Source organism: Noviherbaspirillum pedocola (genome assembly GCF_016632335.1).
Lineage (GTDB): Bacteria > Pseudomonadota > Gammaproteobacteria > Burkholderiales > Burkholderiaceae_D > Noviherbaspirillum_A > Noviherbaspirillum_A pedocola.
In genome coordinates this window covers 65,318-87,905 of record NZ_JAEPBG010000003.1, presented here as the reverse complement: position 1 = coordinate 87,905, position 22,588 = coordinate 65,318, and the positions used below count along the sequence as shown (strand labels likewise).

At 57.9% G+C, this 22,588-nt stretch carries 19 protein-coding genes and 1 riboswitch; of the genes, 11 read left to right on the top strand and 8 right to left on the bottom strand.

The window, feature by feature from the left end; genetic code table 11:
• The first annotated feature begins 3 nt into the window (after positions 1-3).
• Both JJB74_RS08755 and JJB74_RS08750 read left to right on the top strand, forming a co-directional pair.
• Positions 4-1,737, top strand: coding sequence for a ThiF family adenylyltransferase (locus JJB74_RS08755; RefSeq protein ID WP_200591473.1), 1,734 nt, complete (start codon positions 4-6; stop codon positions 1,735-1,737).
• Positions 1,730-2,218: a Mov34/MPN/PAD-1 family protein gene (locus JJB74_RS08750; RefSeq protein ID WP_200591472.1), complete on the top strand. Its 489-nt coding sequence runs from the start codon at positions 1,730-1,732 to the stop codon at positions 2,216-2,218. The genes JJB74_RS08755 and JJB74_RS08750 overlap by 8 nt, the downstream gene beginning before the upstream one ends.
• Before the next feature lie 35 nt (positions 2,219-2,253).
• Here the strand turns inward: JJB74_RS08750 and JJB74_RS08745 are convergent, their stop codons facing one another.
• Together JJB74_RS08745 and JJB74_RS08740 are read right to left on the bottom strand one after the other, a co-directional pair.
• Positions 2,254-2,829, bottom strand: a complete 576-nt coding sequence (locus JJB74_RS08745; protein ID WP_200591471.1) for a DUF6710 family protein — start codon at positions 2,827-2,829, stop codon at positions 2,254-2,256.
• A 240-nt stretch (positions 2,830-3,069) separates the two neighbouring features.
• Positions 3,070-5,562 carry a heavy metal translocating P-type ATPase gene (locus tag JJB74_RS08740; RefSeq protein WP_407672297.1) on the bottom strand — a complete coding sequence of 831 codons (2,493 nt, stop codon included), beginning with the start codon at positions 5,560-5,562 and terminating at the stop codon, positions 3,070-3,072.
• Positions 5,563-5,644: 82 nt separating this feature from the next.
• On the opposite strand from JJB74_RS08740, the gene cadR reads away from it, so the two are divergent.
• On the top strand, positions 5,645-6,073 hold the full coding sequence (gene cadR, locus JJB74_RS08735) for a Cd(II)/Pb(II)-responsive transcriptional regulator (protein WP_200591470.1): 429 nt from the start codon (positions 5,645-5,647) through the stop codon (positions 6,071-6,073).
• Between the two features lie 76 nt (positions 6,074-6,149).
• The gene (locus JJB74_RS08730; RefSeq protein WP_200591469.1) at positions 6,150-6,476 is read left to right on the top strand and encodes a YnfA family protein; all 327 of its coding nucleotides are present in this window, start codon (positions 6,150-6,152) and stop codon (positions 6,474-6,476) included.
• 33 nt (positions 6,477-6,509) lie between these two features.
• Here JJB74_RS08730 and JJB74_RS08725 read toward each other — a convergent pair whose 3' ends face one another.
• From JJB74_RS08725 to JJB74_RS08710, 4 genes are read right to left on the bottom strand one after another with little or no spacing between them, the layout of a single operon-like run.
• Positions 6,510-7,694 (bottom strand): MFS transporter, encoded by a 1,185-nt coding sequence (locus JJB74_RS08725; protein WP_200591468.1) that lies wholly within the window; start codon positions 7,692-7,694, stop codon positions 6,510-6,512.
• The gene (locus JJB74_RS08720; RefSeq protein ID WP_200591467.1) at positions 7,691-9,103 is read right to left on the bottom strand and encodes a bifunctional DedA family/phosphatase PAP2 family protein; all 1,413 of its coding nucleotides are present in this window, start codon (positions 9,101-9,103) and stop codon (positions 7,691-7,693) included. The genes JJB74_RS08725 and JJB74_RS08720 overlap by 4 nt, the downstream gene beginning before the upstream one ends.
• 1 nt (position 9,104) lies before the next feature.
• A complete protein-coding gene (locus tag JJB74_RS08715; protein ID WP_200591466.1) occupies positions 9,105-10,490 on the bottom strand; it encodes an ATP-binding protein in 1,386 nt (461 codons plus the stop codon).
• Positions 10,466-11,128, bottom strand: a complete 663-nt coding sequence (locus tag JJB74_RS08710; RefSeq protein ID WP_200591465.1) for a response regulator transcription factor — start codon at positions 11,126-11,128, stop codon at positions 10,466-10,468. Before JJB74_RS08710 ends, JJB74_RS08715 begins: the two co-directional genes overlap by 25 nt.
• Before the next feature lie 347 nt (positions 11,129-11,475).
• Between JJB74_RS08710 and JJB74_RS08705 the strand changes: the two genes are divergently transcribed.
• Genes JJB74_RS08705 through JJB74_RS08695 form a run of 3 tightly spaced genes read left to right on the top strand, consistent with a single transcriptional unit; the run spans position 11,476 to position 16,926 of the window.
• Positions 11,476-12,768 (top strand): TolC family protein, encoded by a 1,293-nt coding sequence (locus JJB74_RS08705; RefSeq protein ID WP_200591464.1) that lies wholly within the window; start codon positions 11,476-11,478, stop codon positions 12,766-12,768.
• A complete protein-coding gene (locus JJB74_RS08700; RefSeq protein WP_200591463.1) occupies positions 12,765-13,805 on the top strand; it encodes an efflux RND transporter periplasmic adaptor subunit in 1,041 nt (346 codons plus the stop codon). Before JJB74_RS08705 ends, JJB74_RS08700 begins: the two co-directional genes overlap by 4 nt.
• 19 nt (positions 13,806-13,824) lie before the next feature.
• Positions 13,825-16,926 carry an efflux RND transporter permease subunit gene (locus JJB74_RS08695; protein ID WP_200591462.1) on the top strand — a complete coding sequence of 1,034 codons (3,102 nt, stop codon included), beginning with the start codon at positions 13,825-13,827 and terminating at the stop codon, positions 16,924-16,926.
• A gap of 59 nt (positions 16,927-16,985) precedes the next feature.
• Here JJB74_RS08695 and JJB74_RS08690 read toward each other — a convergent pair whose 3' ends face one another.
• On the bottom strand, positions 16,986-17,726 hold the full coding sequence (locus tag JJB74_RS08690) for a ZIP family metal transporter (protein WP_200591461.1): 741 nt from the start codon (positions 17,724-17,726) through the stop codon (positions 16,986-16,988).
• 253 nt (positions 17,727-17,979) lie between these two features.
• Here JJB74_RS08690 and crcB point away from each other — a divergent pair, with 253 nt between their 5' ends.
• The 4 genes from crcB to JJB74_RS08670 all read left to right on the top strand — a co-directional run bounded on the left by crcB (position 17,980) and on the right by JJB74_RS08670 (position 22,066).
• Positions 17,980-18,357 (top strand): fluoride efflux transporter CrcB, encoded by a 378-nt coding sequence (gene crcB, locus JJB74_RS08685; protein WP_200591460.1) that lies wholly within the window; start codon positions 17,980-17,982, stop codon positions 18,355-18,357.
• Positions 18,358-18,372: 15 nt separating this feature from the next.
• A complete protein-coding gene (locus tag JJB74_RS08680; protein ID WP_200591459.1) occupies positions 18,373-18,708 on the top strand; it encodes a DUF190 domain-containing protein in 336 nt (111 codons plus the stop codon).
• A 39-nt stretch (positions 18,709-18,747) separates the two neighbouring features.
• Positions 18,748-18,810, top strand: a riboswitch (Fluoride riboswitch).
• A gap of 83 nt (positions 18,811-18,893) precedes the next feature.
• Positions 18,894-20,225 carry a voltage-gated chloride channel family protein gene (locus tag JJB74_RS08675; protein ID WP_200591458.1) on the top strand — a complete coding sequence of 444 codons (1,332 nt, stop codon included), beginning with the start codon at positions 18,894-18,896 and terminating at the stop codon, positions 20,223-20,225.
• Positions 20,226-20,533: 308 nt separating this feature from the next.
• Positions 20,534-22,066 carry a sensor domain-containing diguanylate cyclase gene (locus tag JJB74_RS08670; RefSeq protein ID WP_200591457.1) on the top strand — a complete coding sequence of 511 codons (1,533 nt, stop codon included), beginning with the start codon at positions 20,534-20,536 and terminating at the stop codon, positions 22,064-22,066.
• Between the two features lie 185 nt (positions 22,067-22,251).
• Here JJB74_RS08670 and JJB74_RS08665 read toward each other — a convergent pair whose 3' ends face one another.
• A complete protein-coding gene (locus JJB74_RS08665; RefSeq protein WP_200591456.1) occupies positions 22,252-22,539 on the bottom strand; it encodes a hypothetical protein in 288 nt (95 codons plus the stop codon).
• Positions 22,540-22,588 lie beyond the last annotated feature (49 nt).

Genomic DNA, 22,588 nt, shown 5'->3' with positions numbered 1-22,588 from the left:
TGATTGACTGCAGCGAACCCTTTTCAGCAAGCCATCTCCAATGTCGCCGAATGGCTCGATGGCGAGGGTTGTGCCTTTGCCCACCGCGTTGTCGATGGTTCGCGAATTCAAGCGAAGGCTGCCTGGGAAATTGGGGTGCCAGATACGCCACTGGCCGGGAAGCCAGTACGGCTCGTACTTCCAAACGATTTCCCTGCTAGCTGCGCACGAATTTACGCTGACGAAGCGCTATGCCTCGTGCTGCCTCATATTGAGGAGGACGGTCGGCTTTGCCTCGGGGTAGAACCCAGCCCCGCCGACTACGTTTACCCGTGCGAAGCGGTCGAACGCGTCATACATGCTTTTGAAGCTTACTTGACCAACGCAAGCGACCCGGATTGGGTAGCAGACGAGTTGCATAACGAAAGGCTCAGTTATTGGCTCCGCTTTTGCGACAAAAAGCGGAGAGCGGCCAACGGCCTTCCGGCAGCGCGGTTGAATGTCGTATGCCTTGATGAATGGACCGGGCATACGGAAGGCAGCATCGCGGTCTATTCCCAAAAGGGCCCAAGCAAACGTCCGGCCGCGATGGTAGCGTGCATGGGAAAGGCAGACCCTCAGGCCCTCGCTCAGCGGCACCGATGGGCAAACGGAACACTAACGAAAGGGCGCGCGCTGTTTGTTCACATGCCGCCTTCGCAGCTATGGACGCCGGCGACTTGGCCAGAAACCCTCGAGCAGCTGGATAGCTTGGTTTCCTCTATCACTGCGGGCGGTCTATCGTTAGTGGAGTGGCTGCGCGAGAGGATTCGCGGCGGCTCGCAGCCGTTTCTGGTGGTCCTTGTCCAGGAAGGCGTGGCATATGGCTACCAGATTCATCCCGCGGATGTCTGGCAGGTTCAGTCTCCTCGAATCCAGCCACTGTCGCTCGTTCGGGTAGATGCGAACTGGTCGCTGAGTCGGGACCACGGCCTGAGCCTGTTGTCTATGCGGCGCCGGAAACGAATTGCTGTGCTAGGCTGCGGCTCCCTTGGCAGCCCTGTTATCGAACTTCTGGCGCGTGCCGGCGTGGGATATCTCGAAATCATCGACAATGACCTGTTCGAGGCGGAAAACTGCTCTCGCCATGTGCTCGGGCTATCTTCCATTCACAAATCCAAAGTTGCTCAACTAGCTGAACGACTCCGTACTGAGCTGCCTGGTGTCGAAATACGGGCTCAAGCAGCCAGCGCAACGGCCTGGATTGCTCAATCATGCAGGCCTGGGGACTTCGACTTGGTGGTCGATTGCACCGCAGAGAGTTCGGTCCGCGTCGCCTTGGCCCAATATCGCGACATCGCCATCGGTGTTTGTCCGGTCATCCATGCATGGGTCGAACCTTTCTGTGCGGCCGCTCATGTCGTTTCCGTTCACGCGCCAGACTCGTGGCCATTAAGCGACCCTGCGGACCAGAAAATCAATATTGCGGAATGGACGGAGTCTACCCGCGTCAACCTGCCCGCTTGCAGTGCTGGGTTTCACCCCTATGGCGTCGCCGACGTGTGGCAGGCCGCTGGCTTTGCCGCCGAGCGCCTTCTTGCCGTGCTTGATGGCACTGTCGGCACTTCAACTATCTGGTCTTGGGTACGGTCGCGCGCGTATTTTGAATCGTTGAGCGTCGACGCTGTAACAGGAAAGCTTGTTCCGGACAGTCCTTCTCCCTTTGATGCTGCCATGCTTACCCGAGATTTTCTGGCGACGGTAGGCGCAGATGGGTAAGTGTCTACTTGAATACCGTATCCCGGATGCCGCATGGTCGCTCGAGTTTTGTGCCGACGCGATTGCAGTATTACAGCAGCACGTCCAAAAAGGTCCACTGTCCCGAGAGTCTGTGGGGCAACTCTACACTCGCGACCTGACGAAGCCGACGATTAGGGTAGAGGTCGCTACTGTGCTGCCCCCGGCACGGAATTCCTACGCACATGTTCGCTTTGACCCAAAGAAGCTTGCCGCTGAGCGTGCCGCCTTATTCAAGCAGGGACTTCATTGTTTAGGGTTTTGGCATTCGCATCCGGAATCCGCCCCACGCCCCTCTAAGGAGGACGACGAACTAGCCGCTGACCATGCTAGGGCTGCCAGAGGCATACTGTCCGGGCTAGTTTTTGCAATTGTTGGGAACGCCCCTTTCCCCTCAGGGTTAGCGGTATGGGTACATGACGGTAGGGCTATGTGGGCAGCAAGGCCAGAAAAGCTTGAATAGCTAAGCTACGCGGCGTAACACGCCGCATCGCCACCTTAGACTTTCATAGCCAAGTCTACAAGACGCTGGCCAATGACAAAGATTCCCGCCATGGGCACCGATGTGACTGTTCCAAGCGATGTGCCATCGTCGACTCGATACCAATTTGCCCCATCTGTTCGCACTGCACGTAGCACGGGCGTGAAATCGAAGGATGCGTAGCAAGCGAACTGCCCACCTCCTTGAAGCTGAGCCGCCAGCGTACTGTGATTACCGTTTTCCAGCCAAACCAGCGGCCAGGGATACCAACCAGTCCCAAAATGGTTGTCAGACTGCACATAAGGACCATCCTCACGCTCTGGCCCTATCCGGCCTAGTGCCCGATGCAAACGCCAACGTTCCCACACGCGGGGAAAGACCGCTGCATCCTCTAACCTCACCAAGATTGGTTGTTCAACCGGGTGTATGAGCTGGTCCATCGTTGCGCCATCAATTGTTAGCGGTAGGTCGCCGTCCCAAAGCAAGCCTGATGGCAGCAGTGGTGGTTTGTGCGAATGCCTTGCGTCGAACAGCAGCAGCTCAAGCATCTCCGCCTGAATTAAGCGGGACAATGCAATCGTCAATCCGCGCAAGGAGCCAATTCCTTGCTGTTCGGCAGTATCGATAGACCAGATAAGCGATTCCCAGCGCTCAGCTGGACTCAATACCCCAGTAGAAGGAAGGACTGGTACAGGGATACGCGAAGGAGAGTTCGCGGCTCGGAATTCGGGGCCAACGGCCGATTTAACAAGTTCGTGTATGGGACGCTTTTCACTCATAGGATTCTGTGTGCATGACAGTACCAATGTTATCCATAATTACTAGGCATCGCGCTACTTCGCCTGCTGAAGAAGCCGCAAGCCATTGAAGACAACGAGCAAACTGGCCCCCATATCGGCAAATACCGCCATCCACAACGTCGCCATCCCGGCAAGCGCCAAGGCAAAGAACACGGCCTTTATGCCTAATGCGAGCACGATGTTTTGAACAAGAATGTTCTTCGTACGTCGGCTCAGCCGCACAAAGGCTGGTAGCTTTTCCAGTTCGTCGTCCATCAGAGCGACATCGGCGGTCTCGATTGCCGTGTCGCTCCCGGCGGCGCCCATGGCAAAGCCGATGTCAGCCTGAGCCAAGGCCGGCGCGTCGTTCACCCCGTCGCCAACCATCCCGACTGCGCCGTAGGTAGACTGCAGACGTTGCACCTCTTCGAGTTTGTGCTCCGGGAGTAACTCACCCTTGACGTTGTTGATGCCTACCAACTCGCTGATGCGTTTGGCGGTCCGTACGTTGTCCCCCGTGAGCATGACAGTCGCCACGCCCAGCGCATTCAGCTCCTGGATGACGCTGGAAACCTTGGGGCGCAGGACGTCAGCAACCGCAATAATGCCTCGCGGACCAGTCTCCGAGGACAGCACGATGGCGGTTTGTGCATCGTCTTCCAGCTTATCCAGAAGCGCCTCAACCACCGGCGAGCACATCCCACGCTCTTCTAGCAGACGGTGATTGCCTAAGTAGAAGGTCATACCACCAATCACCCCCTTTACCCCGCGGCCCGGCAGTGCTTCGAACTGGGAAACTGGGAGCAGGAATTTTTCAGGAGGTCCGGCTTTCACTACCGCTCGCGCGATTGGATGGGTGGAGTGCGCATCGAGGCTCGCAGCCAGTAGCAGAACCTCTTGCTCCATCCCCCCTCCCAACGGGTGCACCGACGTTACCGCTGGATGACCGATGGTCAACGTGCCGGTTTTGTCTACGGCGATTGCTTTCAGACGATGTCCCGCTTCCAGAAACTGGCCACCTTTGATGAGAATTCCCCGGCGGGCCGCCGCTGTCAGTCCACTGACTACGGTTACCGGCGTTGAAATGACTAGCGCGCACGGACAAGCAATGACGAGCATGACCAGCGCCTTGTACAACCAGGGCACGAACGAAGCTCCCATTACGACCGGGGGAATCGCCGCAACCAGCACTGCCATGACCACAACTGCCGGCGTGTAGTACCGGGCAAACATATCAACAAAACGCTGCGTCGGTGCCTGTTTCCCTTGGGTTTCCTCGATGACCCGCACAATCCTGGCCAACGTACTGTTGCCGCTGTTTGTTGTGACGTGGACATCCAGCATGCCTTGCTCGTTGATAGTGCCGGCATAGACGGTGTCGCCCTTACGCTTCTCCACAGGCATGCTCTCGCCAGTGATTGGCGCCTGGTTTACCGTCGATTCACCTTCTACCACCGCGCCATCAAGAGCAATGCGTTCTCCCGGCTTCACCCGCATTAACGCTCCCACCGGCACCGCATGCGACGGCATGGCTTCCCATCTACCGTCCGTGCCTTGCACTGTCGCCATCTCAGGCGCGAGAGTCATCAGGCCATGCACTGCGCGCCGTGCCCGGTTGAGCGACATGCTTTCAATAAGCTCGGCCACAGCAAACAGGAAAACGACCATGGCTGCTTCCGGCCACTGTCCAATGGCGACTGCCCCGAGGACGGCCAAGCTCATCAGAAAGTTGATATCCAGCGTCAGACTCCTGAGTGCAATCCATCCCTTCCTCAGCGTCGGAAGGCCGCCCGTCGCAATTGAGATGATGGCGAGACCGATAATCAGCGCCGATGTCTCGGAGCCGGTTAGCCAAGACATGATTTCGGCGGCTACGGCTGATATGCCGGAAACGGCGAGCAGCAGCTTTTGCGTCGCGCCAAGTACAGTCGCGTCTGCGCCGTCTACAGCGCTTGGCGCATCCACGCGCAACGGCTCGGCTTGCATGCCGATGGATTTCAGTGCCCGCAGAATGGGTTCCGGGCTTTCCAGGCGATGATGAACATTCAACACCCGGTTCATCAAACTGAAGTCTAGTTGGACGATGCCCGGCATGCCTTCGAACTTGTTGCGAATCAGCCGCTCTTCGGTTGGGCAATCCATGTTTTCGATACGGTACTGGGTCACCTCCACCCCGCCAGCCGCCGGCGTCGAGTTGCTTTCCGCCGGCGTCGGCTCGGAAAGCGGCGGCGCGGACATCAGCTCAGCTTCCATTCCGATGGATTTCAGCACGCGTAGCACCGCATCTTGTATTCCCAATTCGTGATGCGCGGTCAGCACACGATTCAGTAGATTGAACTCCAGGCGTTCGATACCCCGCATCCCCTCGAGATTGTTTCGAATCAGGCGCTCTTCGGTCGGACAACACAGATTCCGGATACGGTACCGAGTTGGTTGAACGCCGCTGTTTGCTGCTTCATGCATGACCGTGCCAATCGTCGCTTGCGGACTCGAAGAGCATTGCCCTCCGGAACAGCAGCTGTCGGTGATTTCGATTCGTTTCGACATAAATGCGGCATGACGTAATCAGGTAAGCTTGCATTAGAAGCCCTGTAGTCGCTACAGGGTCAACAGCTTTTGAGAGGTTTTCATGCGCATAGGCGAATTGGCAAAACGCGCCGGCACCGACGTCGAGACGGTGCGGTACTACGAAAGGTCCGGCTTACTGGACGAGCCAGCTAGGAATGCTGCCGGTTACCGGGAATACAAGGAAGAGCATCAGGAGCGCCTTCAGTTCATCCGGCACTGCCGGTCGCTACAGATGTCGTTGGCCGACATCCGCGTGCTACTGGACCTCAAAGGAAACCCGTCAGCCGGATGCCAGGGGGTGAACGACCTGCTGGACCATCATCTCGAACGCATCCGTACCCGGATGGTTGCGCTTCGCACACTGGAATCGCAGCTCACCTCCCTCCGTCATCAATGTGGCGAACCGCATTCCGTAGAGGAATGCGGCATTCTCCAAAATCTTTCGGAGTCCGCGGAAAGCCACGAATGCGCATGCCATACCGAACACTGACGACGCAGACTGCAATGCCCGAGAAAGCTGCTTCCTCTCAATTCTTTGGGCAACACTGGCCGCGCAGCGACTCGATATGGTGAAAACTCTGGGACTATTCTTCGCAACAGCTATTGCCGAGCTCGTCGGCTGTTACTTACCACTGCTTTGGCTAACGGATAAAGGCAGTCCCTGGCTGCTGCTGCCTGCCGCCGTCAGCCTAACCATTTTCGTGTGGCTGTTGACTCTCCATCCGACGGCGAGCGGCCGGGTCTATGCTACTTACGGGGCGGTCTATATCGCGACAGCGCTCGGCTGGCTTTGGGCGGTCGACGGCGTGAGGCCGACATGGACCGATGTTATTGGCGTAGGCCTGGCCTTATGCGGCGCAGGCATCATCGCTCTTGGCCAACGACAGGCTTGAGCCGGGACTGCCGCTTTCCGGCTTAATGATGGCTCACTCAACACCACGGCTAACTATCAGGATTGCCGCCAACACACTGAACAAGGCTCCAGCATAGAAAGTTGTTGCGGCGCCAAGTCGTTCCCACAGGGCGCCGGCAATGGTACTGGCGAAAAGCATGGCGATACCGCTCACGAGGTTGAAGAAGCCGAACGCTGTTCCCTTCAGAGCAGGCGGTGCCGTATGTGCGACCATCACGGACAGCAGGCCTTGTGTCATGCCCATGTGAAGGCCCCAAAGCGCGACACCTAGCAGTACCGTTGTCCAATGACTGCTATGGGCGAGCACGATGTCGGCCGCCACGAGGAAAGCGAGCCCAACGACTAGCAACTTTCTATGGCTTACGGAATCGGCCATCTTGCCAAACGGATAAGCCGACAGCATGTAGACGATATTCATGGCGACCATGACCAGCGGAATTAGCGCCTGTCGCATCCCTCCCTGCATTGCTCTCAGCACTAGGAACGCTTCGCTGAACCGGGCCAAGGTAAAGACAGCGCCGATTGCGACCACCCACCAGTACGCCGCAGACAACTGGCGCAAGCTTTCCCGTCTTATTGGATTCACCCGCTTTTCAGCGGTCGCATGGCGTGGCTCTTTGACGCCGACGGCCAGCAACAAGACTGCTAATGCGCCCGGGATGACGGCAATCCAGAAAATCCGCCGGAAGTCGTTTGCCCATAACAGCATCAAGCCTACGGCGAGTAGCGGCCCGAGGAACGCCCCAACTGTATCAAGTGACTGCCGCAAGCCAAAGGCCGCGCCGCGGCTTTCCGGTGGCGTGATGTCGGCGACCAACGCATCGCGCGGCGCCCCACGGATACCTTTGCCAACTCGGTCAACGACGCGCGCCGTCAACACAAAGCCGGCTGAAGGGGCAATCGCGAAGAATGGTTTGCTGGCTGCTCCAAGCGCATATCCGGCCACCGCTAGCCATTTCCGATTTCCCAGGTAGTCGCTTAAGGTACCGGAAAACACCTTGACAATTGGCGAGGTGGCCTCGGCCAGCCCTTCAATGAGACCCACTGCTTCGACGCTCGCGCCAAGGGAGGAAACCAGAAACATAGGGAGCAAGCTATGAATAATCTCCGAAGAGATGTCCATGAACATGCTGACACAGCCGAGAATCCAGACCGCCGTTGGAATCTGCCGTAGTGTCGAATACCGTTCAGTTTTCATTTCTCTCCTTTTACTCTGTTCTCCGGTGCATTCGCTCGAGTTCGTGTTGCAGCCCGGTGCTCCCAGTAGGTATGGATGCTGACCAGACAAAGGGACAGCCATGCGACACCCTCTGTCATGCCGGCCAAGACGTCACTGAGATAGTGCGCGCCTAGATACACACGGCTGAAAGACACAATCGTCGCCATCGCTATAGCCAGAATCGCAATAAGCACCTTTCGGCGCCATTGCCCGAACCGGGAAATCAAGAAGGTGCCCAGTAGTCCGAAGAAAAGCGTGCTGCCCGCGGCATGACCGCTGGGGAAGCTATAGGTCGTCAGCGACAAGATTGGATGTTCGAAGCTTGGACGAGCTCGGTGGAATGCAAACTTCATCAACACGTTTAACAGCATGCCGCTCGGGACCGTCGCAAGCAGGCATGCCAACCAGTACCAGTTGCGTTTCCATGCCAGGTACACAGCCACTAAGGTGGCGTAGACGGAGATTGCCAGCGGCCCATTGAGATGGGTAACCGCCAACATCACTCGCGTCACGGCGGGCGTAGCGTGCTCATGAAACCAGCTCGCGACTCGGACATCAATGATGGTCAGCGGGTCACCAGTGAGCACGTCCTCGGCAATGCCGCCGAAGAGCCAACTGGCGCCTATCAAAATTACCGCCCCCATCGTCAAACGCAAGCCGAGGTAGCTACCAGGCGAAAGCCGCGCCTTGATGAACGCGATTTGTCGAGCGAACCGAAGGCGAAACCGGAGCACTTCTGGACGCTGAAGGAAGCGTTGCCAGCTGCGCTGAATACCTTTTTCATTGCGCACTGCGGCTCGATATAGCCAGACGAGGATAACGGTGAAGAAAAGCGTTCCCCCGACGACTGCACTTGCGGTTCCAATCCAATGCTTAGCCCAGTGCCAGCTGTCCCCCAGGAAGTATCCAAGCAACACCACGATGGACGACCATAGTCCGGCACCCAATAGGTTGTAGGGTAGGAATACGCGATACCGCATCCGTGAGGAGCCGGCAAGGAATGGAACAATCGCGTGCGCAAAGCCGACAAATCGGCCAAGAAAAATTGACTGTCCTCCGTGTCGCTTGAAAAATTCATCCGCCTGGTCGACGCGCTCCTGATTCAGCCCCAAATGACTTCCATAGTGCAGCAACGCCGGACGACCAAGGCGCCGCCCCATCTCGTAACCAATGCTGTCACCTGCGATGGCGCCAATCGCTATGGTCCAAATCAACACGTCCAGGTCGAGGACTCCTTGGGCTGCGAGAAATCCGCTCACCAACATCAGGCTTTCCCCTGGGATGAGAAGGCCAACGAATGCAGCGGATTCCAACGCAGCACCAGCGAAAATGAGCAGATAGCTCCAATGCCCGGCACGGCTGACGAGCTTAACGAAGTAATCGAGCATATTAAATCTTCGCAGCAGCCATCCTGGGAACAATGGATTCTCCAGTTACCTGCTGCCGGTAGACAAACCGCAGCCCGGTCTTGCCATCCGCCCGGATGTTCTCAAGCGAGACCTCGCCGCCTAAACGCTTGGCAGCACTGCGTACGATTGCCAGCCCAAGCCCGCTTCCCGGCTGTGCGGAGCCCACTATTCGGTAGAACGCGTCAAAGACTCGCGACATCAGCTCTTCCGGAATACCCGGCCCGCTATCCTCAACTTCCAAGACGGCATTGTTTGCATCACGATAGAGGCGAACGTCAACCTTGCCACCGGGCGGCGTATACAGCACAGCGTTTTGGATGGCATTTCTGACGAGCGTCCGAAAATCATGCTCGCTTCCATAGAGCCCCAGCTCCTCGCCGATTACCAGACCCAGGTCGACATTCCGGGAATCGGCAAGAGGGAATATTTCGCCCAAGGCTTCCACAACAACGTTCCTTCCATCCATCCTCTGGTAGTTCACCGGCGCGCCAGCCTCCAACTTGGCCAACAGAAGCAGTTGCTCGACCAACTCGCGCATGCGCTCAAGACTCACCCCTAGTGGAGCGAGACGGCTGGCCAAGGTGCCGGGAATTGCGCCGGTCGCCATCGCGTTTTCCAGTTGCAGGGTCATCGCTGTTACTGGGGAGCGCAGCTCATGCGCCGCATCTGCTACGAAGTGCCGTTGTTGTTGCAGCGCTTCCTTGACGCGGTCAAGCAATCGATTGGTTGCCGTAACAAAGGGAACGATTTCGGCCGGCACGCCTTGAAGAGAAAGCGGCGCGAGGTCCGTATCGTCCCTTTTATCGACTTCCTCCGATACCTCGCCGACCTTGCGAAGCAAAAACCGGATGAGGAACCCAGCCAGAACAATCAAGATTGGAATGACCAACAGGAACGGAGTCAAGGTACGGAGCGCGCTATCCCTGGCAATTTCGTCTCTTGCGGAAGTCCGCTGGGCGACTGCAAGGCCATAACCTTCATTCAACGTCCTGACATAGAGACGCCAGGACTCGCCCTTCGAGTCGACCGTGTGCAAGCCATCCGAAAGATTAGGCGGCAGGGAAAGCGATAGGTCTGGCGTCGCGATGTTCCCTCCTGCCTTTGTCATGCGAATCACCCAGACCCGCATTTCCGGCTCATCATCGACTGGTGGATGTGCCTCTGAAGAAATTGCGTCTTTGTCACCCAGTGACACCAGCTGAGCAATTTCCCGCAACTCGTCGTCCTGAAGGTCTCGCACTTCTTCGAAAGCAAACCAAAACGAAGCCAGCGCGCCGAAAATGCCGACGACGAGAATCGTCCCGCATATCGAAACGGATAGCAGCCATAGCAGGGACCGGTTCACTGTACCTTTGGAATCATCCATCCGACGCCCCTTATGTTCCTAATGACGCTGCTGTCGAGCTTTTTCCTCAGACTGTGGATGAGGAATTCGACCGCATTACTTTCGACTTCTTCATTCCAACCATAGATACGCTGCTCCAGGTCACTGCGGGAAAGAATGATGCCGGGCCGACGGAGGAATTCGTAGAGCACGGCGAACTCGCGCGCGGACAACTGCTGCTGCGTGCCCTGGTACCAGACCTCGTGGGTAGCAGGGTCCAGCGACAGGCTACCGTTCTGTAGCACCGGCGGTACGTCCGGTCCTTGGCGCCGTGCAAGCGCGCGCACTCGAGCGAGAAGTTCACCGACATGGAAAGGCTTCACCAGGTAATCGTCCGCGCCCAAGTCCAGGCCGGCAATGCGGTCTTCCACTGCATGGCGTGCTGTGATGACCAGAACGGGCACGCGGCTTCCGTGGGCTCTAAGTTCTCGCAATACCTTCAATCCATCCAGTTCCGGAAGCCCCAGGTCGAGCATGACGACTGCATAGTTTTCCGTCGTAGCCGCCGTCAAGGCTGCCCGCCCGTCGGTCGCCCAGTCAACGGTGTAGCACGCATCCCGCAATGCTTGGCACACGGCATCGCCGATGTGCGGGTCGTCTTCCACCAACAAGATTCTCATCTCTCGCAGTTTCCCAATACTGGTCAGCAATTAGCCTAAAACTCTCACCCCAAACTTAGCAAAGCCTTAGCGCGTCGCGTTTGCTACGTGTCCCCCCCTATATTTCCATGGCTGAACGATATCAACGACACCCTCCTTCTAAGCATTTCCTAAGTTTCGGCCGATAGCGTTGTGGCGCCATGATATTTCCGCGCCCAACATTGCCACCCAAACAACGCCAAGTAGACGAATGCCGACGTCGCCGCCGGCACAGATTCGTCCTGCCTTTGCTTTGCTGCGTTCTTGGAGCCTGTGCGACGCAACACTACGATGCACAACCGATTTCTGCCAAAGGCATCGCCCGCGACTTGAACAGCCATTCGCTAAGCTCCCCGGAACTTCGCGAATTCATCCAGGCCCGTCACCTCAAGCCAGAATCGCCCTGGCCTCCTCTTCGATGGAATCTCGACAGCCTGACCCTGGCGGCGTTCTTCTTCAGCCCGGACTTGGAGGCTGCACGTTCCAAGCTCAGGACAACGGAAGGTAGCCAGATTACGGCAGCCCAGCGGCCAAACCCAGTCCTCCAGTTTCCCCTGCAGTGGACGATGAATCCGAATGCCGGCGAATCTCCATGGATAGTCGGGTTTGCACTGGACATCCCGATTGAAACGGCCGGCAAGCGAAATTACCGGGTAAATGAGGCCGCCCATCTCGTCACCGCCGCCCGTCTTCAAGTGGCGAATGTCGCGTGGGGAATCAGAAGTCAGTTGCGTGAGCAACTCCTCATTCTCTGGTCGACATCGGAAAGAGCTGGGCTGTTGCAACAGCAGGTCGAACTGGACCAGAAACTGGTTTCAATGCTGGAAAAGCGCCTTGCGGCGGGATATGCGTCGACCTGGGAAGTCAATCAGCAGCGGCTTTCGCTGATTCAGGACCGCAATGCGCTCTTGCCCGTGCAGCAGGAAATGGCGGCGACCAAAGTCAGGGTGGCGACGGTGCTCGGACTGCGAGCGCAGGCACTCGACGGGGCCGAGCTGGACTTGAGCGGATTTGGTGAGCCTATCCCGGAATTGCCGCCGCAGGAAATCCGGCTGCAGGCGCTTTTGAACCGAGCGGATGTGCTTGAGAGCTTGGCGCAATATGAAGCCAGCCAGGCCGCGCTTCAGCTCGAGGTGGCCAGACAATATCCGAATCTGCATCTTGGGCCCGGATACACCTTCGACCAGGGCGCCCGCAAGCTCGGTTTCGACTTTACGGGGCTGGAGCTACCCGTCTTCAACCGAAATCAGGGACCCATCGCCGAAGCACGTGGTCGGCGGCTTGAAGCAGAAGCGCGGGTCAAGAAAATCGAAGCGAAGGCATTTGCCGACGCTGACGGCGCGGTCGCAGCATACGATACTGCGCGCGGGATGGTCCTGCAGAACGAGCACCAACTGGCCGTGCAAGGCCGCCAACTGTCCTTTGCCCAGCGCGCACTGGAACTGGGGCAGGATGACCGGCTGGCCCTGGTCCTGGCCCAAAAGGCGGAGCTTGCCGCCCGCCTTGCCATGCTCGATGCGACATTTCATGTACAGCAGGCAGTCGGAAAAATCGAAGATGCAATGCAGCGGCCGGTTTCCGGAGTCCCCCTTTCCTTTCGCCCCAACGAGTTGGCCAAATGAAGTCACCAACAAAAACCGTCCTCAAGGGCCTGTTGCTGCTTTCCCCAACCATCCTGGCACTGCTGCTGCTTGGCGGCTATTGGTTAAGCAAGGGAGAACAAAACAAGGAGGCTGAACGAGAGGCGCCGGTCCCCAGTTCGACAAAAATCGAGGTGAGGAACGGAATAATGACGCTAATAGTGAATGAGGCCACACAGGAGCGGAGTGGCATTCAGGCGCAAGCACTCGGGGATGCTACAGCGACTGGCGGGCCGGCCGTCTATGGCACAGTCATTGACATGCAGCCCTTGGTCGAGCTGAGCGGTCGTTACGCTTCAGCTATTTCCGACCTCAGTGCTGCGAAGACCGAACGGGCCACTACCAAGGCGGAACTGGCGCGCGTCATCGCGCTTTATGCCGATGAGCAAAATGTGTCACAAAAAGTCGTCGGCGCAGCCCGTGCTGCGGATGCGGCTGCGACCTCGAAGGTAAAGATTGCTGCAGCGGCCGCCGATGCCGTCGTTGCGACTCTCCGCCAGCAATTCGGTGCAACGATAGCGGAATGGACCGCGTCGCCATCGTCTCGCGACCTTGCATCGCTGTTTACTCGACGGGAGGTGCTGGCCCGCATCGTTTTGGGCAGGCAGCCGGGACCGGCGCCAAAAACTCTTACCCTATTCGGAAACGACCAGTTTGCGCATGAGGCACACCTCGTGTCGCCGTCGCCGCAAACCGACCCGAACATCCAAGGGCAAGCCTATCTCTACCGGGTCGCTGCATCGCTCCCCACCGGCACTCGGGTGACCGCATACATTGGCGGCCAGAAACAATCCCGACTGGACATACCCGCTCCCGCCATTGTCTGGTATGGAGGGCAACCATGGGCCTATGTAAAGACAACACCGACGACTTTTGAGCGCCGCGCCATCAACGGCGGGATACCTAGGAACGGGGATTTCTTGGTAAGCCGCGGATTCACGGCTGGGGAACAGGTTGTCATCCGCGGCGCACAACTGCTGCTCTCCGAGGAAAGCCGCTCGCTGCTGAGCAACGACTGACCACGCCGCGCCCATCGACATGCTGACACCCATCATCAATTTCTCGGTCCGCCTGCGCGGCGTTATTTTCGTGCTCGCCTGCCTGCTCTTTGCGTATGGCGTTTATGCATTCAAACAAAGCAGTTTGGACGTCTTCCCTGAATTCACGCCCCCCTTGGTCACCATCCAGACCGAGGCGCCAGGACTGTCCGCTGAACAGGTCGAGCAGCTTGTCACCCGGCGTGTGGAGAACGTGCTGGGCGGCTCGATAGGGTTGGAGTCGATGCGCTCGCAGTCGATACAGGGCGTGTCGGTCATCACGCTCATCTTCAACGAGGCAACGGATATCTATCGCGCTCGTCAAATCGCGGCGGAACAGCTGTCCACGGTGGCAGGCTCGTTGCCGGTCGGTGTCGGGCAGCCGACGATGACGCCTTTGAGTTCGTCTTCCAACCTGGTTCTGGGCATTGGCTTGACGTCTAAGACCCGGTCGCTGATGGACTTGCGTACCGCTGCCGACTGGGTGGTCAAGCCACGGCTGTTGGGCAGCAAGGGAGTTTCTGACGTTGGTGTCTATGGCGGTGAAGTCAAGCAGTATCAGGTGCAGGTCGACCCCGACAAGCTGATACGGCTTGGTCTCTCCCTACACGACGTGGTCAGCGCAGCGCAGCGGGCCACTGGCATTCGGGGCGCTGGCGTGCTGGATACCCCGAACCAGCGTTTGGTGCTCAACGCCATTGGGCAGACCACGAGCGGCGAACAACTCGGGCGTGTCGTACTGCTGCAAAAAAATGGCTCCGTAGTGCGACTTGCCGACATCGGCAAGGTAATAGCAGGCCAGGAGGTGCCCGTCAGCGGAGCCAATATCCAGGGCGAGCCAGGCGTAGTGCTCATGGTTAGCAACCAGTACGGTTCCGACGTGGTATCGGTGACGAAGAACGTGGAACAGGCACTAGCGGAACTGCGTCCGCAACTCGAGGCGGACGGCATCGAGCTGCATCCGCGCCTGTTCCGGCCTGCGAATTTCATCATGACGTCGACCGACCATTTGCGCAACGCACTTCTGGTGGGCGGCGCACTGGTCATCATCGTTCTGTTCCTTTTCCTCTTCAATATCCGGACAGCCTTTATCTCGGTCAGTGCCATTCCGCTGTCCCTGCTGGCGGCAATCGTCGTGCTTCACCATTTCGGAGTGCCCCTCAACACCATGACCTTGGGCGGGCTGGCAATCGCGCTTGGCGAAGTCGTGGACGATGCCATCATCGACGTGGAGAATATCTACCGCCGCCTACGCGAAAACCGGCGCCTCCCAAATCCGCTTTCACCGATAGAGGTCGTAGTCAATGCCTCTACCGAGGTACGCGGAGCGGTCATCTATGCCACCTTCACCGTGGCTGCGATTTTTCTTCCGGTGCTCACTCTCACAGGTGTCGCCGGTAAGCTGTTTGCGCCCCTTGGAATTGCCTATATTCTGGCCATCATGGCGTCGCTGCTGGTTGCGCTGACGCTCACTCCAGCGCTTTCCTACACAATGCTCGCAGGGCATACCGAGGACAAGGGAGAGCCACGCGTCTATCGCTGGTTGAAGGTCCGGTATTCCGCCATCCTGAAAAAGGTGGAACAGCGGTGGGCGCTGGCTCTTCTCACCTTCGGCGGCTTTCTCGGTGCGGCATTGATTGCCTTACCTTTTCTAAGCAGGGAATATCTGCCCGAACTGCATGAAGGTCACTTCATTGTCCACATGCAGGCGGTTCCCGGCACATCGGTTCAGGAGTCCATGCGCGTCGGTGCGCGTGTTAGCCGTGCGCTGCTGGAAATACCTAGCGTGAGGTCGGTCGCGCAGCGCGTCGGCAGAACCGCGCGCGGAGTGGACGTCTTTGGCCCACAGTACAGCGAATTCGAAGTCGACCTGAAGCCTAACCTTGGCGCCGAAGAGCAGGAACAGGCCCAGGCTGCGATTCGCAAGAAGCTTGGAGACTTCGCTGGACTTCTCTTTACTTCCGAGACCTTTCTTACCGAGCGGGTACAGGAAACAATTTCGGGCTACACGGCACCCGTAATCGTCAACATATTCGGACCTAATCTCGACGTTTTGGACAGGCTTGCCGGACAGGTTACCAAGACCTTGAACAGCGTCCCCGGGGCCTCAGGGGTCATGATGCAGGCGCCCACTGCCCCTCCGGAATTGACAATTCGCCTCCGGGAAGACCAGTTGACACGTTGGGGGCTGGCTCCCCTTGACGTGATGGAGGCGATACAAACAGCGTATCAAGGAGCGGAAATCGCGCAGGTATATGAAGGCAATGCGGTCTTCAACGTCACGGTTTTGCTGGAACGCGATGCACGCCGCAGTCCAACACAACTCGGTGAACTGCCATTGCGTACAGCCGATGGCGCGGTCATTCCACTTGGTGAGCTTGCGGATATCAACCAGACCAGCGGCCGCTATCTAATTCTTCACAACGGAGGACAGCGCCTACAAACAGTGACCGCGCAAGTCAGCGGGGCATCAGTGAGTCAATTCACGGACGAGGCGAAAAAGCGCGTTGCCTCAGAGGTCAAATTTCCGGATGGCTACCATGTTGTCTTTACCGGCGAAGCACAAGCCCAGGCTCAAGCTCAGCATGACCTCATCATGTACTTTGCCATCTCCGCCGTCGCGATATGTCTTCTCGTCTTTCTCGCGTTGCGCAGCGCCCGTGGCTTGGCTCTTGTCTTGGCCAACATGCCGTTCGCACTGGTTGGCGGCGTACTGACGGTCTTTGCGACCGGTGGCGTGATGTCCCTGGGCTCCATGGTGGGTTTCGTCACGTTGTTCGGCATTACTCTTCGTAATTCCATCATGCTCATATCCCATTACCAGAACTTGGTTCATCAAGAAGGACATCAATGGAACGAGGAGACGGCGACGCTGGGAGCGACTGAGCGCCTCGCACCCATTCTGATGACCGCGCTGGTGACCGGCCTCGGCCTATTACCGCTGGCACTGCAAAGTGGAGAGCCGGGGAATGAAGTCGAGGGGCCGATGGCCATCGTTATTCTAGGTGGGCTTTTCACTTCGACGCTTTTAAACCTGCTGGTCTTGCCCGCGTTGTCGCTGCGCTTCGGCCGCTTTGGCGCAACAGCCGTCGATGGCGATTAACCCGTCACGCGTCTCCATACTTCGCTTCCACGCTGTAGTCGCTTGACGGGCAGCCGCTATCAGGTTGGAGAGGTCACCATGTCAATCAGCATAATGACGAGGAATGCCGAGAGGAAAAGTGCCGTGCCGACATTGGTTTCCGGAAGCTCGTGGGCCTCTGTCAGCAATTCTTCTGCTGCCAGATAGAGAAGCGCTGCGACCGCGAACGCAAGCACCCCTTCTATCCACGCGCCGGTCAGCACACCGCTGAGGAAGTAGCCAGCGACCGCTCCGAACAGGGGAGTAACCGCCACCAAACTGGTCGTGAGGATGCTGCGGGCACGGCTTGTCCCTCCTTGTCCCAGTTCGACAGCAAGCGACAGTCCAAGGGTAAGCAGTTCAACGGCAAGCGCGATAGTTACCAACAACGCCTGATGTCCTGCTCCTCGTTGCGTAGCGGTACTGACGCCGATGAGCAGCCCGTCGACAAAGATATCGACGACCACCACACTGAGGAACGCCCAGGGGCCGCTGTTGCCTTTCTTCTCCAGCCGTTCTGACATTGCCCGAATGGCGAGTAGCAAGACGATTCCAAGCGCAAATCCGATAGCGGCTGCAAGCGGCTTTTCGCGGTGCATGACGTCCGGTAGCACTTCGACACCGGCGGCGGCGAAGACGAGGCCCGCTGCTACGTGCTGAATGTAGCCCCTAAGCGTATCTGACGGCGACCGGAAGGCGGCCACTGCGCCCCCTATCGCCAAGGAGGCCGTGCAAAGGAATCCATACCCCAAAGCTTGGTACAAGGTATTGCTAAAGGCCATTGCTGTATTCCCTCTGCGACTGGTACTGGGCTCGAGACTACTCAACGGCAATCCTCGGATTCAGCCATGGAGCGCTCGTTCACTTTGCGAGTGTGAATGTATTTGTATAAGAGGTATGTGCTTATGCGCACACTTGCAGGAGCATTCCTCAATGAATTGCCACGGTTTTTGTCGCCGGATGCCTACGTCGAGCCGGACAACCGTTGTGGTTCTATCATGGCTTTTCGAAGCGCATACGCGGAAGGAAAGGATAATGTGGAAATCCATCGTCGCCGTTTCGGTAGGTGCTGCATTCGGCGCTTTGCTTCGCTGGTTTCTCGGGATGAGGCTCAACACTCTGTTTCCGACCATACCTCCCGGCACGCTCGTCGCGAACTTGGTGGGCGGCCACATCATCGGCTTTGCGATTGCCTATTTTGCCCGCGCGCCGGACATCGCGCCAGAATGGCGTCTTCTCATCATCACCGGCTTTTGCGGGGGCCTGACAACCTTCTCGACGTTCTCAGCGGAAGTCGTCTCGCTGCTGGAACAAGGGCGCCTCTCTTGGGCCGTCGGGACGATTGCTGTGCACGTTGTCGGGTCGCTAGCGATGACGGCCGCCGGCATACTGTCCTGGAACTGGGCCAAATGACCGAGGAGCGAGGCCATGAACGGGTATCAAATCACCTTCTTTACCCAGCAAGACCGCCGGTACCACGGCAAGAATTTGGCTGACTGGCTCGTCTGCTTGGCGGCTGATATGGGCCTTCGCGGGGCCACCCTTATCCCGGGCGATGAAGGAGTCGGACAGCACCACCGCATTCACTCCGCGCGCTTCTTCGAACTGGCCGACCAACCGCTTTCCGTCGTGATGGCAGTTACGAGCGATGAAGCGGAGAAGTTGTTCGACAGACTTCGTGCCGAGAAGCTACACCTCTTTTACGTGAAGGTCCCTGTTGAGTTTGGAGTTGTTGGGGAAGACGACAACGTCCCCAGTTCCTAGCGCGGGGATTTTATTGCCTAAAACGTTTTCTGCTAGAATCCCCGCTTCGGAGATGGCATTCCTCCCTTAACTGCCCTCAGGGCTGATGATGCCTACATTGATTCCTGGCCTTGCGGGAAGATGTAGGTGTGCTCATCTCAGCCTGCCGCATGTCCAGACGTGATTAACAGCTTCTCTGGACATGCATGAAACCTTCCAAACGTCCCGAACAAATCGACCTTCTTCCCTATCTGGGAAAGTGGCTCCTATTGGCCAGCGGTGTTGCTGTACTCGCCGGCTCCGCGTCCGCCTTCTTCCTCTTCGTTCTCGAGTGGGCGACTAACACCCGGAATACCTATCACTGGCTGATTTGGCTCCTGCCCGTCGCCGGCTTTTCGGTCGGCTGGATTTACTTGAAGCTCGGACAACAGGTAGAAGCAGGCAACAATCTGCTCATCGACGAGATACATGACCCCAAAAAGGTCATTCCTCTACGGATGGCGCCTTTGGTCTTAGGCGGCACGGTCATCTCGCACCTCTTCGGCGCTTCCGTGGGGCGCGAAGGCACGGCGGTGCAAATGGGCGGCGCGCTTGCCGACCAGCTCACGCACCTGTTCAGGCTGAAACACGAGGACCGGCGCATCATCCTCATGGCCGGCCTTAGCGCGGGCTTTTCCTCGGTGTTCGGCACGCCGCTCGCGGGCGCCATCTGGGGGCTGGAAGTCCTGGCCATCGGCCGTCTTCGGTACGACGCCATCCTGCCGTGCATGGTTGCCGCTATCGTTGCTGACCAGGTCGGCCTCTGGTGGGGCATCCACCACACGCACTATGTCATTCCACAGATACCGCACCTGTCGGGATGGAGTATGGCGGCGACACTGGTAGCGGGGGCCCTATTCGGCCTCGCCGGCAAGGTATTCGCCGACGCCACGCACACGCTCAGTGCTTGGATGAAGGGACGCATCAGCTACGGTCCGCTTCGCCCACTTGTCGGGGGTCTTGTCGTCGCCTGCGCGGTCATGCTGTTTGGGGCCGACCGCTACATCGGACTCGGCATCCCAACCATTGTGGAAGCATTCCAGAAGCCGCTCCCTGCCTACGATTTCCTCGGCAAGATGGCGTTCACCATTGCCTCGCTGGGTAGCGGCTTCAAAGGCGGAGAAGTTACACCGCTCTTCTACATTGGCGCGACGCTCGGCAATGCGCTGGCTCCGCTGCTGCATATGCCTTTGCCGCTGTTGGCCGGTATCGGCTTCGTTGCCGTATTCGCCGGTGCCGCCAATACCCCTATCGCATCGACCCTGATGGCCATTGAGCTGTTCGGCGCCGACGTCGGCATCTACGCCGGCATCGCGTGCGTCATCAGCTACTTGTTCTCGGGACACACCGGTATCTACCGTTCTCAGCGCGTTGGCCAGGCGAAGCATCGGCATGCGCCCGAAGGCATCAAGCTCGGCGAACTTCCTGCCTACCGCAAACAGCTCCAAGCAAAAGCTACAACCCTAAACCTGAAAACCGAAGCGACGACCCATGAGTAACACGACTAGGCTGCATCTGTACTTCCTTCAAGACGCCCGCGCCCGGCCAACCAGATTCTGACATCGTCTTTCGGCACCTGCGCTTTGCCAGCGTCTGCTGACACCAGCACGGCAAAGCGGCATCCGGCAGGCGCTGATGCATCGCGTCCAAGCGGGATATCTATCCCGGTTTGAGCGCATATCACCGCCGTGTGCCCGCTCAGTTCACAACACTCTGAATAGCGGCGCATTGCCTGCGTTGATTTCCATTAAGGAAGGTAACCCTTTCGTATAGGATTCAGGTTTTTCCCGCGCAAAGGTAATTAAGGTTGCGCCATCTTGAGAGTTTTGTATTGAAAACTTTTTTGAAATCCAAGGCTGGCCTGCTTGCAATAGTAATTACGACACTGGTAGCGAGTGCTACCGCGCTGGAAATCTCACTGGACTATCGCGACACCGAACGGCGGGCCTACGAGACTGCGAGCGACATTACGCGTGTTGTAGAACGGCAGGTTCGCGACACCATCACTTACGTCGACCAAACCTTGGACGCCGTTTCAACTCTGGTCCGAAAATCGGGCAACATCGCTAGCATCCGCGAACCGACCACTTGGCAAATCCTCCGCTCTTACTGCACTACGCTCATCGGCTGCCACGCCATTGGCGTAATCGACCCTGTCGGCAAGGTCAAGGCGCAGACTCAGAATACGGACACGGACGTCCTTGACGTGTCCGACCGCCTACATTTTTTGCGACCGCGTGAAACTGGCAAACGCTATATCGACGCCGCCACCGTGTCGCGCCTGTCCGGCTCACCCATCTTGTTTTTCGTGTCCAAGCCGGTGTTCGATACGAGAGGCAAACTTCTTGCCGTGGCGACCATCGGCATGGAAACGAGGCAACTCACATCGTTCTATTCGCTGTTCGGTTTTTCGCTTGCACCCGCCATTTCCATCTTCAAGGGGGACGGCGGCATCGTCGCCCGCAACCCCGGCATGGAAAAGCTTGTCGGGAAGAGCAATGCCAAAAGCGAGATTTTTACGCGCTACTTACCCCGGGCACCGTTCGGCACCTTCAAGTCAATCTCCCGTCTCGATGGAAAAACGAGGCTGGCGGCTTACCGAGCCCTGCCGGACCTGGACTTGGTGGTATTTTCCGGTATCGAGACGCCGGCAGCCTTCGCGGCCTGGAAGGCTCGTTCTCTGCGCCAAGTAACGATTGTGGCAGGAATGCTCATCTTAATTTGGGGCGCGCTGCTCGCGGCGTCTCGCGCAACTGCTGGGCAGGCCGTCCTTCGACAAAAGAACCAGCATCTGGATACTCTGGCCTCACGCGACCCGCTGACGGGCATTGGTAATCGGCGCCTATTTGCGCGAACACTGAGACGGGACTGGAGCAAGCATGCTCGCAGTGGGGCTCCACTTTCCCTCGTGCTACTCGACGTCGATTACTTCAAGCTCTTCAATGACCATTACGGGCACCAGGCTGGCGATGACTGCCTACGCCGGGTGGCCCACGCTCTTCAGGAATGCTTGCAGCGAGAAGGTGACCTGGTGGCACGCTATGGTGGCGAAGAATTCGTTGCCGTGCTTGATTGTGACCACGAGGGTGCCCTTCGGGTGGCCGAGCGCATGAGGCAGCGGGTGGAGGCGCTCGAAATTCCCCACATTCGTTCAAAGGCCTGCGACTTTGTCACCGCGAGCTTCGGTGTCGCCAGCACTGAAAGCACCCGGACGCAAACCGCTGAAGAACTCTTGGGTCTGGCAGACAAAGCGCTCTATGAGGCGAAAGCGAATGGTCGCAACCAAGTCTGTGCCGTCAAAGCCTCTTCCTCTACTACCGAAGTCAAAACGGGCACCTGAACCCGCTCACCAACGTCCCCAGAGTAAAGCAGCCTGTGTGGCATTATGGGTATGTAATTTGAGGCGCGGTAACTGCTTAATGTTGACCAGAGTCAGCAAGTCAGTTGTGCCGTAATGTCCTTTAAAATGACACAAAGCCCGCATTGCGGGCTTTGTGTCATGCAGCGACTACAGGCGGAGCGCGATTATTTCGCGGCGGGCGTCGCAGCTGCATCAGCTTTCGCCACCGGGGCAGCAGCTTCAGCTTTCGCTTGGTCATCCTTCTTCGCAGCTGCTTTCACATGCTTCTTCGCATGGGCTTTTTTGTGCTTCACCACCTTCGCGGGCGCTTCAGCAGGAGCGGCCTTGTTCGCTTCAGCAGCGTTTGCCGGCGCAGTCGAAGCGGCCGGTGCAGCGGGAGCGGCTGCGGCATTTTGCGCGGAAGCGATACCAGCAATGGCGAACAGAGCGGCGACGACGAGTGCTTTCTTCATTTTGAATTCGCTTTCATGGTTAAGGCAAAGGGGACACTGCCCTTGCTAC